This is a genomic window from Rothia sp. HMSC065B04 (assembly GCF_001812285.1).
Lineage (GTDB): Bacteria > Actinomycetota > Actinomycetes > Actinomycetales > Micrococcaceae > Rothia > Rothia mucilaginosa.
On sequence record NZ_KV808406.1, the window covers coordinates 375,750 to 387,789 of the forward strand.

The following is a 12,040-nucleotide window of genomic DNA, read 5'->3' on the forward strand; positions in this document are numbered from 1 at the left end:
AGCCGGCGCCCGCTGAGCGCTAGCTGGCGCGAACTGCCCAGAAAATGATGGGCGAGCGAGCCAAGTACGGTGAACCTCGCTACCGCCCACACGCCCAAGCCCGGTACCCTCGCGCTATGACCGAGAACGCCACCCGCACCGAAGTAGAGAACACCGCGGCAGAAAACAGCACGGCTGAGAACACTGCGGCAGAGAACACCGAATCGCTCCTACAAATCCGATTCGTCCCCGAATTCAAAGCCGCAGCCGCCGCACGCCGCCTCAACGCCCGCGCACCCGAAAGCCACCTCGCCACCGTGCGCCGCGCCCGCAAAATCAACCGCATCCTCGGCGAAACCTACCCCTACGCCGTCGCAGAACTCGACTTCGACAACCCCTTCGAGCTGCTCATCGCCACCGTGCTCTCGGCACAAACCACCGACGTGCGCGTCAACTCCGTCACCGGTGCACTCTTCGCACGCTACCCGGACGCCGCCGCGCTCGCCTCCGCACGCACCGAAGAGGTCGAACCTTATATTCAGTCCCTCGGCTTCTACCGCGCCAAGGCACGCTCCATCGTCACCCTCTCTCAGCAGCTCGTAGAGCGCCACAACGGGCAGGTTCCCTCAACCCTCGAAGAGCTCGTAGAACTCGCCGGAGTTGGCCGCAAAACCGCGAACGTGGTCCTCGGAAACGCCTTCGACGTGCCCGGACTGACCGTAGACACCCACTTCGGCCGCCTCGCACGTCGCATGGGATTCACCACCGCAGACGCCCCCGAGACAGTCGAAAAAGACGTCGCCGAACTCATCGAACGCAAAGACTGGACGCTCTTCTCACACCGCATGGTCTACCACGGCCGCCGCATCTGCCACGCCAAAAAGCCCGCCTGCGGCGTATGCCCCGTCGCCGACCTCTGCCCGTCCTATGGCGCCGGGGAAACGAACGAACAAGCAGCACGTAAACTCATGAAATACGAAATGGCACCCGGTCGAGAAGATCTGCACCTGCGATTCCTGCAGGGCGCAACCCGCCGCGAACTCATGGCAGAAGGCTACCCGCTCAGCGCCTAACGGCGACTAAGCCGAACCGGAACGCAGCCGCGCAGAAGAGAGGTACACAGATGAGCGCACCCGAGCAGTCGGTACAACCCGAACAGGCTGGGCAGGATGCACAGCACCCCGCCCAGCAGGCACTGGCGGCTCTCGCAGAGGGCGGCGTGGAATTTGACGTCCAAGCCCTACTGCGCAGCGCACCCGCCAGCCCCCTCAGCAAAGAAGCCGCCGTGCTGATCCTCTTTGGTGTGCTTGACAACTCGCCCTCCACCGGCAAATTTGACGGCTGCCCCGAAAACGTCAGCGCCGACCTGGATGTACTGCTCCTCGTACGTGCCGCAACCCTGCGCTCACACGCCGGTCAGCCCGCCTTCCCCGGCGGCAAAATCGACCCCGAAGACTACGCGCTCGCCGAAACCACCGGCGAACCCGTCGCCCACATCGCCGCCCTGCGCGAGGCGGTCGAAGAAACCGGGCTCGACCCCGCCGGCGTGCAGATCCTAGGCCAGCTACACACCCTGCCGCTACCCATCAGCAACTTCATGGTCACCCCCGTCATCGGCTGGTGGAACAGCCCCGTACCCGTCGAGGTCGTCGACCACAACGAGTCCGCGCTCATCGCCCGCGTGCCCGTGCGCGACCTGCTCAACCCCGCCAACCGGCACACCGCCTACGTCAAACGCGGCCGCACCTCACACCGCACCCCCGCCTTCGAGGTGCGCATGCTCGGCGGTGAAGAATTCACCGTCTGGGGATTCACCGCAATTCTGCTGGACCGGATCTTCGACTCGCTCGGCTGGACCGTGCCCTGGGATCAGAAAAAGATGCGCCCGGCACCCGGCTACGAGGAGTAAAGCTCATTGCAGAATAAGCGCTTGACTAGCGGATATAGGGTGCAGATAGGGGTGGCAGGTAGCTTGAACGAAGCTACCTGCCACCCCTATTTTTTGTTGTACGGTGCCGCTTATGCGCGGCTGATTATTTACCGCAGATTATTTACCCTCGGCGTAGTTGCGCACCCGCACCACCGACACCGGAAAATCAACCGGCACCCGACCGAAGAGCAGACGCGCCGCCTCCGCAGCGCCCTCACGCACGATACGCTCCACGCGATCCGCCTCCAGGTCGGGACCGCACAGCAGAAGCTCATCGTGCAAAAAATACACAATGCGGGTGCGCATCGGCATACCAAAAATCCGCTCCGACAACAGACGAGAACGCACCGCGCCCATCCAGCATAGAGCCCACTCAGCCGCCGTACCCTGCACAATAAAATTGCGGGTCATACGCCCGTGCGCACGCGCAGTCGACACCGCACGCGACTCAGCCGCCGGCGAAGACCGATCAGCCACAATCTCACGGAAACGCTCATCCACCGGCGGGGACGTACGACCCAAAAAAGTCGTCACCTGCCCGCCCGCCTCACCAATGCGCGCGGCACGCTCCGTAAAGTCCATCGCCTGCGGAAAAAGCGCCGCCACATGCGGCAACAGGGCACCAATCTCACCGCTGCGGCCGCCATACATAATCGCCAACATGCCAACCTTCGCGTGGGAACGCTCCGTCAAACCCACACCCTTCATGCGCGCCAGCTCGGCAATACCCGCATACAGGTCAGCGCCACGACCCGCCGAAGCGAGCGCCTCATCACGGCTCAACGCTGCCAAAATACGCGGCTCAATCTGCGAGCCATCCGTCACCGTCAGCACCTGACCCTCCGGCGCCTGCACCGCCTGACGAATCTCCGCAGGTAGCTGCAACGCACCACCGCCGGAAGCGCCCCAACGCCCGGTCGCGGCGCCGCCCACCTCAAGATGCGGGCGGAACGCACCCTCGGAAACCCAAGTATCAGCCCAGGTCCAGCCGTTAGCAGTCCAAATACGGTACAGCTTCTTATAGCGCAGAATCGGGTCAATCAGCGCCCAACGCTTCTGCCGCTGAGCCGGAATCGCATCCGCCCAACTCTTCAACTCCCACGAACGCGTAGACTTCACCGAAACCCCCGCAGACTGCAGAGCACGCAAAAGATCCTGCGGCGAATCCGGGTTCAACGACGGCATAAACAGCATGCGCTGAATCTGCTCCGCCAACTCTTGCATCTTCTGCGGACGCTCCCCGGGCACCGAGCGCGGACCCAACAACTCGCACAGATGCTCATGATGCGCCTGCACATTAAACGGGATGCCGTAATAGCCAATCTCAGCCGCCACCAATGCACCGGCAGACTCAGCCGCCGCCAAAAGACGCAGTCGCTCCGGGTGCCTTGACGCGCTAATAGCGCGCGCCTGTGCCAGCCATTCACGCATCAGCACACGCACCACCGGATGCTCCGGCAGCAGAGTCACCGGGCCCGCCGCCAACTGCGGGGCAAAAGGCTCGTGAGGCGCCGCCTCCAGGAAATCCGGGGAAGAAGCGGTGGGGGACTGGGCGGTGCTGGTAGGAGTCGTGGAGGAATCAGGAGCAGCAGGCGCGCTCAAAAAATCAGCGCCGAACAGCTCCTCCTGACCCTGAATCTGCCGCGCCACCGGCAGATACCCCTGAGGCTCGGCCGCCTCACGCACATCAGAAAGATCCAGCACCGGGCTGTACTCCACAAAACCGCTCGGATGCGTAGCGGCAGTCGTCAAAATTCGCTGCACCAGACGCAAATCATGGCACAGATGCACCCGCACCCCGCGGCGCAGAAGCAGCGGGTCAACGTGGCGGGTATCAGCCCAAATCCAGCGGGGAAAACGCGCCTGCGCCGAATCTGCCGCCTGCCGCTCCACCTCTCGCACATACGCCGGAAGATTCGCCGCACTCACCCGATCCGCCCGCGTAATCCGCGGAATAAAGGTCGGGTCCTGCAACTGTTCAGCGGTCGGCGCCGAAAAATGAAAAGCACCCCACGAGGTCACCGGTTGAGCACCGCGCGGGGACGCACCCGCGGCAATAGCCGAGGTGACCGGGTGCGCGGAGGTGCCGGTCTGGGCGGTAATACCCGCGCCGGTGGCAGGACTGAGCAGAACGTACATTCTTCCATTATCGGTGACCGGGTGCGAAGGCGCGTGGTTTGTGGTCGCGGGCGGGCGGTTTGCGGAAGAGGCAGGGGAGGGCTGAATGCGCCGCGGTTTGTCATAAAAGCGCCGGATGTGTGCGTTTTGTTCGTTTGAGACGCGTGCATCGTGGATATTTCGGGGTGCGCGAGGAGTTATCCACAGAACGCTCATTCTCTTAAAAATTCGAGGCGGGCGTAATGGTCTCCTAGAGCCATGAACTCCGCCATGAATCCCTCCAGCAATCCCGCCGGGCACCCTGCCAACAATCCCGGCAACCCCAACGGTTGCTCGCCGCGTGCCGCACAGGGCGCGAATCAGCCGGGCGCACAGAATACGGGTGTCCAGAACACCGGCGCGCACTCGCTACCCGCCCTGCTCATTCCCGAAGACTATCGCGCCCGCGCCGTCGCCCTGCACGCCCGCGAGCTGATTCTGCGCTCGCCGCAGATGAGCGCTATCGCCCTGGGCGGTTTTAGCGGCGGGTTCAGCGCCGGGTTCAGCGGCGGACCCAGTAACGGATTCAGTGCCGGAGTCGAGAAGGCAGGGGAGCGGCCGCCCGCAGAGGGTGTGGTTGCCGCGGGCAGTGCAAACGCTGCGAGTGCCGCGGGCGGTGGGTTACTCCAAGAATCCCAGCCCCTCCGCGAGATCCTCGAAAATGCCGTGGATGAGGCAATTTGCGCCATCGATGGCGGATGCCAGGGGAATGCCTGGGGGAACACGAACGCAGAAGGAACGGGCGCAGATAGAACTAATGTGACGAAGCCCCGAAAATTCCGCACCAAAACGGTGCAACCCGCGCCCGCCTCATGGAGCTACCCCAGCGTGGAATACGTGCCCGTCAACCGGCAGACCGCGCTGCGCTACCTCGCCGCGGAACTCTACGGCCTCGGTGCCCTCGGACTGCTCCTTGACGAGGGGCAACGCGCCGGAACCATCACCGATATCTACGTGAACTCGCCCTGCGATATCTGGGTGGGCATCAACGGAACCACCCGCCCCGTGGCGCTGAGCCTCGGTAACGAGCGGCGCGTGCGTGACCTTGCCGAGCGGCTCATCCGCAGGCACGGCGGGCAGCTGGATGCCGCGCATCCGGCGGCTGACATCAGCGATGAGCACGGCAGACGCATCCACGCGATTATCCCGCCGCTGAGCGAACGCACCCGGCTCTCCGTGCGTCTACCCGCCCGCGAGCGCCCCACCCTGGCGCAGCTGCAGGCCGCTGGGTTGTGTGATGAGGCGACCGCCGCCTATCTGTGCCGCATGATTGCCGAACGCCGCGGATTCCTCATTAGCGGGGGCACCGGCACTGGCAAAACAACCCTGCTCAACGCCCTGCTGGGGCTGTGCAGGCCGCAGGAGCGCCTCATTCTGCTCGAAGACACCCCGGAGTTGGCGCCGCAGCATGAGCAGGTTATTGCCCTCAAAACCCGTGCCGCCAACTCCGAAGGCGCCGGCGAAATTGGGCTGGGTGAGCTGATCGTGCAGGCGCTACGTATGGGCCCGGATCGGCTCGTGGTCGGTGAGTGCCGCGGCGCGGAGGTGGTGCACCTGCTGACCGCCATGAACACCGGTCACCGCGGTGCCGGAACGACCCTGCACGCTAATAGTGCGCAGGTGGTGCCCCTGCGTTTGTGTGCTCTGGGTGCGCTCGCCGGACTGGATAGTAGAACGGTCGCTCTACATACGGCGACGGCTTTTGAACGCATTATTCACCTAGAACACCGGGATGGTCGCCGCCGCATCGAGGGTATTTACAGCCTGCACCCCGCCACACAGGGGAGTGAAGAGTACCTGCAGGTCAGGCGTATCTCTACTGGCTCTGATGTTGGGTACTAGCCCCCGAAATGGGGGACGGAAAACGTGAAAGGAGGAAGCAATGAAGCAGAACGAGAAGGGCAACGGAAGCCTTCGCGAACGCTGGACTGAATGCTGGGCTGAGCGCCTAGCTGGGCGCATCGCCGGAGCAGCCAGCGCCGAGGAAATGCGCATGTGGCCGCTCATGCTACGCACCCTCGCGCTGAACCTACGCGCTGGCATCCCCCTGCAGGAGGCGGTGCACACCGACCCGGGCTCTAGGCAGCTCGAGGAGTTCGGGAAGTTCGGGCAGGGCGAGCTGGTGCCGGGTACGGGGAAAACTCGCGCGAAGAATAGCTCTCGGAAAAGCGCCCGGAAAAGCAACCGACCTCGATGGGTGCGAAGTCCCTCGCCCCTCTCCGAAGACTACGGGCAGAAGCGGTGCGCCGAAGATATCCGTCGCTTCATGCAGGCTCTTGCCACGGTCACCTCCTGGGGTGCCCCCGCGCACCTCGCCTGCGCCCAACTGCTCGAAAACAGTACCCGGATGCGCCCGCACAGCCGCGAGCGCCTGCACGACCTGCAGCTGAGCCTGCGCATGAGCGAGAGCGCCGGTGCGCCGCTCGCCACGAGCCTGGAACGCGCCGCCGAACACGCCGAAGAACGCATCGACGCGCTCCTGGGCAGGCAGAGCGCCCTCGCCGCACCGCGTGCCACCGGCAGGATCCTCTCCTGGCTGCCGCTGCTCGGCCTCGGGTTGGGGGTGCTCATGGGAAGCGACCCCGTGGGTGTGCTGACAGGGTCCGTTCTCGGAGCGCTCACCGGTTTGCTCGGGCTGGGGCTTGCCTTCGCCGGGCGTCGCTGGACCGCCGCGCTCGTGCATCGGGCAGAGGTGGAGAGCGCGGCAAGTAATGGAGCCGAACAAACCTCGAATATGCCGCCCGTTGATACCGCCCTCGTGCTGGAACTACTCGCCGCGCAGTTGAGAGCCGGGCTCGCACCGCTCGCCGCACTGGGCACCCTCGCCGAGGCGCTTAACAGCCGAGCGTTGCACACGGTCTGCCAGCGCCTGCAGATGGGTAGCAATTGGGGGAGTGCCTGGTCGGGGTCCGCGGCGGGAACCTTCGGTGAGCTGCGGGATGCACTCGCCCCCGCCTACACGGGCGGCGCACCCAGCACGGCGCTACTGCTCTCCCTTGCCGACGCGCACCGCCTCAGCGAACGCCGTGCGTCAGAACGCGCCGCCGGAAAGCTCTCCGTAGCGCTCGTGGTACCCCTCGGGTTGTGCTCGCTGCCCGCCTTTATCTGCCTGGGCATTGTGCCCATCCTCATTTCGCTACTACCCACGCTGACCGGCTAAAGAACCATGCCCATAAGCGCTGTTGACTAGCCGAAATGCTGAAAAGTTTAGACCTTCGCTTTAGACCTTCGCCCATCTGCAGCGAACGCGGATGAGCACCCACCCCGCCCCGCATGTTTAGGGCACAACGAAAGGAAAACCAATGACGAACACCCTCTGCGAAGCAATCCGCCACGACCTGCACCCCGTCGGCGCTCCGGTAAACGCCCCGGCCGGTGCTCCGAGCGAAATTCAGCCCGCCGCGCTCGGTGCCGTGCAGGGCGCTGAAACGCAGACCATTCTGGGCCCCGTGCCGCTGTCCGTTGCCATCGCAACCACCATGAAGCAGCTGCGCGAAGAATGCCCCGAACTCTTTACTGATGCTGAGCTTTCCGCCGGCGCTGAGCAGAAGCATGCCGGCCCCAGGATTGACCCTAACGAAATGGAGATTGATATGAACACGGACCGTCTGAACCCCGACCAGGCGCTGACCATTGCCCGCGCGCTCGCCGAGGGCTGCACCCTGGACGAATGCGGCGCTACCTGCCGCAGCCTGGGTGAGCACGCGCCTGGCTGCACCGAATATGTACCCGCTGAGGGGCACGAAAAGGCGCTCGAAGACTACGCCCCCGCGGGGGACCCAGAGGAAGGCGCCTCCACCGCGGAGTACGGCATTGTGATGCTCGCGGCGGTCGGTTTCGCGGGCCTGCTGGTGCTGATTCTCAAGTCAGATGAGGTGCGTTCCATGCTCCTGGATATTGTGCGTAACGCCCTGTCCATTGCGGGCAATACGGGGCTGCTCTAGAACCTTTGGTGAACCCGCGTAGGGTTTGCTTCTAGGTATTGGAAGTCCTGGAAAATCAAGTCAGAAAGGAGGAATAAAGAATGAATGCTCATGTGAATTTGGGTGCTTTGCGGTGCGCTCGTCTCGCAGGAAAAGTCGGGGCGGAACCGGCACCCTCAACCCCGCACAAGAGCCCAGCAGAAGAGGGTGTGATTACCGCCGAGTTTGCGGTTGCCCTACCCGCCGTGACGGTGGTGCTCGCCCTCTGCCTGGGTGCCGCCTCTACGGGGGTTGCGCAGCTGAAAGTGGAGGAGTCCGCGCGAACGGCCGCACGAGCCGCCGCCCGCGGGGATTCCGAGGCGCAGATTCGCTCCGCCGTCAGCCGCATCGACCCGGTGCAGAGCGTGCAGATTTCTGTTTCTCCTGATGCTGTCGCTTCTGATGGTGCGGTCGCCGCGGATGCGGGGCGTGCCCGGGAAGTGCACGTGCGGGTGAGTCGCCTCGCCCCCGGCGTAATCGGCTCGGCAACCGGCTGGGTGCTGCGGGCGGACGCTCACGCCCGCGTTGAAGGCAACGGTGGCACTCAGGAAAGCAGTGACAGTGAAGAAAGTACCGGCAGTGATGGCGAATAGAAGCGCGGTTCTTGCTTGGTCTGCGGACGAATATTCCGAAGAGGGTAGCGGCACCGTCCTCGCCCTCACCATTATTGCCGCGCTACTGGTGGTGACCGTGGTGATTGCCGGGCTGATCGGGGCGGTGTCCGCGAACCGCAGGGCTTCCGCAGCTGCTGATTTGAGCGCACTCGCGGCGGCGGATGCCTACCGCGGGCTCACCGAGGGCGACCCGTGTGCGGTCGCGGCGGATCTTGCCGAACGCCACGGGGCACACCTGGAATCCTGTACGTTTCCGGACCGCCCCGAAACGGTGGAGGTGACGGTCGCCGTCCCCGTCGCAGGGCCCATGGGGATGTTGGGCCCGGCGAGGGTGCGTGCCCGCGCCGGGGCTGAACACCCCGAAGAAGAGTACGCCGAAGAAGAGCACGCCGCGGCGGGCAACGCGGAGGAGCTGAGCCCCGATGAGGTTACCGAGCTGGAGGAGGAGCTGGATACTGGGCAGGACTCGGTGCCCGAACCTCCTGAGCCGGAAAGCCCAGCCGACTAGGCTATTTGCGCTCGCCGGGAGTTGTCATCCCAGCCCGTCCTGCATCCCCAGCACGCCCCGCACCCCAGCGCGTTCTACGCCTCCGCCATGCTCCGCAGCATTACCTGCAGTAGTGCCCGCGCGCCGTGCTTGCTGAGCGGCTCGTTGCGGTTGCCGCACTTGGGCGAGTGCACGCAGGAAGGGCAACCGTTGTCGCATCCGCAGCTTTCGATGGCTTCGAGGGTGGCGCTCAGCCACTGCGTAACCGCGTTGAAGCCGCGCTCGCTAATGCCCGCGCCGCCGGGGGCGGCGTCGTAGACGAAAATGGTGGGTCTGCCGGTGTCCACGTGAAGCAGTGTGGAGAGCCCTCCCAAGTCCCAGCGGTCGCTGGTGGCGATGAGCGGTAGTAGCCCGATGGCGGCGTGTTCGGCGGCGTGCAGGGTGCCGGGGCCGTCCTCTTCGGTCACGCCCGCGCCGAATAGGTAGCTGGGCTCGAAGGTGAACCAGACCGCCTCGGTCATGAGCACTTCCGGCGGCATGGGTTGCGCCTCTTCGCCCAGGTATTCGCCGCCGTAGACGGAGAAGCGCCGGTAGCCGGTGACCTGATCGGTGACCTGAACCTGCCCGCGGTGCATGGTGAGCGGGGCGAGCTGCGGTTCGCCGGGAGCAGTCTCGCCGGGAGTAGGCACACTGGGAGCAGTCTCGCCGGGAATCGCTTCCCCAACAGCGTTTTGCGCACCGTAACTAACCCGCGCACGCTCCGCCAGAATACGCACCTCGGTGCTCTCAATGGCGCGCGTATAGTAGTCCGGGTAGACGCGACTGAGCAGAATCACGCGCTCGCCCTCGCTGAGGGACTCAACCACATACTGCGCGCTCTGGTGAATGTAAATTGCGCCCGGGTGTCCCTGGCTCATGGCGTGCGCGGCGTCCATGGTGCCAACCAGGGTGCCGTCTTCGGCATCGATGAGCTGGTAGGGGCCGCCGCCGGTGCCGCGGATATCGACCAGGTCGGCGGCTGATTCGGCGTGCGTCCAATACCAGCCGTCCGGGCGGCGACGCAGGTATCCCTGCTGTACCAGTCGGTCCAGCAGAGCCGCGGTATGCGGACCGAAGAGACTCAGTTCTTCAGCGCGGATGGGTGCCTCCTGCGCTGCGGCGCACAGCTGCGGTGAGAGCACGTACGGGTTCGTCGGGTCGAATACGGTTGCCTCAACCTCCTGCCCGAAAATCGCCTCCGGGTGGTGCACCAGGTAGGTGTCGAGTGGGTTGTCGTCGGCAATGAGCACTGCGAGCGCGTCCTGACCGCTTCGACCCGCCCGGCCCACGCGCTGCATGAAGGAGGCGCGGGTACCCGGCCAGCCCGCCACGAGTACGGCGTCCAGTCCGGAGATGTCAATGCCCAGCTCCAGTGCGGAGGTGCTCGCCAGGCCGAGCAGTTCGCCGTTGCGGAGTTTGCGTTCGAGTTCGCGGCGCTCTTCGGGGGTGTACCCGGCGCGGTATGCGGCGACGCGGTGGGCGAGGCCCGCCTCCACCTCGTCGAGGTAGCGTTGGGTCTTCTGCGAGAGGATTTCTACGCTGCGGCGCGAACCGGCGAAAACCAGGGAGCGGGTGCGGGAAAGCACCAGGTCGGTGAGCATTTGCGCGCCCTGCTCCACGGGGGAGACGCGGCGCGGCGCCTCCTGCTCAGCCTTCGACTGGACCGCCTGCTGCTGGGTGCTGCGGGTGCCCTTGGCGAGCTGATCGTGCGCCTTGGGCGGCATGAATTCGGGCTCCCAGAGTGCGACGGTGGTTTCACCGCGTGCGGAGGTGGACTCGGTAATGGCGGTGACCGCCTGCTGCGGCACGCCGATGAGCTTGGAGAAAGACTCGACCGGGTTGGAGCTGGTTGCGGAAGCGCCGTAGAACACGGGCACGGTGCGGTAGAGTGCGCAGACGCGGCGCAGGCGGCGCAGCAGGTTGGCGATGTGCGCGCCGAAGACGCCGCGGTAGCTGTGTGCCTCGTCGAGCACCACGTAGCGCAGCCCGCGCAGGAAGGATGCCCACTGCCGGTGGTTGCTCAGGATTGAGTAGTTGAGCATGTCCGGGGTGGTGAGGATGAAGTTGGCGTGTTCTCGGATCCAGCGGCGTTCGCCGGTGGGGGTGTCGCCGTCGTAGCTTGCCGCGTGGAGCCCTGGCAGGTTGTAGGAGGTGAGGGCGGTAAGCTGGTCAGCGGAGAGCGCCTTCGCCGGTGAAATGTAGAGAACGTTCGCTCTATTATTAAGGTTTTTTGCCCCGGAATACGCGGAAGTTGAGCTCACCGGCTCGCCACAGGATGCACGATAAATAGCGTCCAGGGTGGGCATCAGGTAGCTCAGGGTCTTGCCCGAGGCGGTACCCGTCGCCACAATCACGTGCCTGCCGCTGCCGGTGCTCTTCGCGTCTTCGGCGTGCGCGGGAGTCGGCGCCCCAATACGTTCAGCTTCAATGCGCCCAGGCTCAAGACGCTCAGCCTCAATGTGCCCCGCCTGCCAGCCGTAGCGCGCCGCACTCGCCGCCAGCGCCGCATCAAGACCCGCGTGGGCGGCGTTTGCCGCCTGCACCTGGTGGGCGTAGGGCTCAGCAATACCGAGCGATTCAAAGGCCTCCACCACGCGCGGATGCAACCACTGCGGCCACGGCGCGTAGCTCGCCTCCCTGGCGGCAATGGTGTGAATATGGGTCACCTGCTCGGGCAGGGTTCCGGTGCGTGCCGCCTCCGGCAATAGAGACGCCAGCACCTGCTGTGCGCTCGCGGGAAGCTCGCGGTAGCGTAGCGTTTTTGGGTGCGCCGCAGACTGCCCCTGCTCGTGCCGGTGAGCGGGCTGCTGTTCGGGGTGCTGATTGGCGTTCTGCGAGGAGGTGCTGTGCGGCATGGGTTCCATTGTAGAGC

9 protein-coding genes are annotated in these 12,040 nt (G+C 64.9%); 7 read left to right on the forward strand and 2 right to left on the reverse strand.

The genetic code is table 11. The annotated features are described in order from the left end of the window. The first annotated feature begins 116 nt into the window (after window positions 1–116). Window positions 117–1,052 (forward strand): endonuclease III, encoded by a 936-nt coding sequence (nth, locus tag HMPREF2845_RS01635; protein ID WP_049351932.1) that lies wholly within the window; start codon window positions 117–119, stop codon window positions 1,050–1,052. Window positions 1,053–1,102: 50 nt separating this feature from the next. After that, window positions 1,103–1,888, forward strand: a complete 786-nt coding sequence (locus HMPREF2845_RS01640; RefSeq protein ID WP_049338328.1) for an NUDIX hydrolase — start codon at window positions 1,103–1,105, stop codon at window positions 1,886–1,888. A gap of 138 nt (window positions 1,889–2,026) precedes the next feature. On the opposite strand, the gene HMPREF2845_RS01645 is transcribed toward HMPREF2845_RS01640, so the two are convergent. After that, window positions 2,027–4,048, reverse strand: coding sequence for a bifunctional 3'-5' exonuclease/DNA polymerase (locus HMPREF2845_RS01645; protein ID WP_070633723.1), 2,022 nt, complete (start codon window positions 4,046–4,048; stop codon window positions 2,027–2,029). Between the two features lie 237 nt (window positions 4,049–4,285). On the opposite strand from HMPREF2845_RS01645, the gene HMPREF2845_RS01650 reads away from it, so the two are divergent. From HMPREF2845_RS01650 to HMPREF2845_RS01670, 5 genes are all read left to right on the forward strand, one after another. Then, window positions 4,286–5,908, forward strand: coding sequence for a TadA family conjugal transfer-associated ATPase (locus HMPREF2845_RS01650; protein ID WP_246824583.1), 1,623 nt, complete (start codon window positions 4,286–4,288; stop codon window positions 5,906–5,908). 40 nt (window positions 5,909–5,948) lie between these two features. After that, window positions 5,949–7,226, forward strand: a complete 1,278-nt coding sequence (locus tag HMPREF2845_RS01655; protein ID WP_070633725.1) for a type II secretion system F family protein — start codon at window positions 5,949–5,951, stop codon at window positions 7,224–7,226. 142 nt (window positions 7,227–7,368) lie between these two features. Continuing rightward, entirely contained in the window at window positions 7,369–8,010 is a 642-nt protein-coding gene (locus HMPREF2845_RS01660; RefSeq protein WP_070633726.1) for a DUF4244 domain-containing protein, read from the forward strand. 188 nt (window positions 8,011–8,198) lie between these two features. Beyond that, window positions 8,199–8,621, forward strand: a complete 423-nt coding sequence (locus tag HMPREF2845_RS01665; RefSeq protein WP_239664236.1) for a TadE family type IV pilus minor pilin — start codon at window positions 8,199–8,201, stop codon at window positions 8,619–8,621. Continuing rightward, window positions 8,611–9,150, forward strand: coding sequence for an Rv3654c family TadE-like protein (locus HMPREF2845_RS01670; protein ID WP_070633727.1), 540 nt, complete (start codon window positions 8,611–8,613; stop codon window positions 9,148–9,150). The genes HMPREF2845_RS01665 and HMPREF2845_RS01670 overlap by 11 nt, the downstream gene beginning before the upstream one ends. Before the next feature lie 74 nt (window positions 9,151–9,224). Here HMPREF2845_RS01670 and HMPREF2845_RS01675 read toward each other — a convergent pair whose 3' ends face one another. Beyond that, a complete protein-coding gene (locus HMPREF2845_RS01675; protein ID WP_070633728.1) occupies window positions 9,225–12,032 on the reverse strand; it encodes a DEAD/DEAH box helicase in 2,808 nt (935 codons plus the stop codon). Window positions 12,033–12,040 lie beyond the last annotated feature (8 nt).

Excerpts from the sequence above, each read along its gene's own strand:
- nth (WP_049351932.1), top strand. The coding sequence starts at position 117 with ATGACCGAGAACGCCACCCGCACCGAAGTAGAGAACACCGCGGCAGAA.
- HMPREF2845_RS01640 (WP_049338328.1), top strand. The coding sequence starts at position 1,103 with ATGAGCGCACCCGAGCAGTCGGTACAACCCGAACAGGCTGGGCAGGAT.
- HMPREF2845_RS01645 (WP_070633723.1), bottom strand. The coding sequence starts at position 4,048 with ATGTACGTTCTGCTCAGTCCTGCCACCGGCGCGGGTATTACCGCCCAG.
- HMPREF2845_RS01650 (WP_246824583.1), top strand. The coding sequence starts at position 4,286 with ATGAACTCCGCCATGAATCCCTCCAGCAATCCCGCCGGGCACCCTGCC.
- HMPREF2845_RS01655 (WP_070633725.1), top strand. The coding sequence starts at position 5,949 with ATGAAGCAGAACGAGAAGGGCAACGGAAGCCTTCGCGAACGCTGGACT.
- HMPREF2845_RS01660 (WP_070633726.1), top strand. The coding sequence starts at position 7,369 with ATGACGAACACCCTCTGCGAAGCAATCCGCCACGACCTGCACCCCGTC.
- HMPREF2845_RS01670 (WP_070633727.1), top strand. The coding sequence starts at position 8,611 with ATGGCGAATAGAAGCGCGGTTCTTGCTTGGTCTGCGGACGAATATTCC.
- HMPREF2845_RS01675 (WP_070633728.1), bottom strand. The coding sequence starts at position 12,032 with ATGGAACCCATGCCGCACAGCACCTCCTCGCAGAACGCCAATCAGCAC.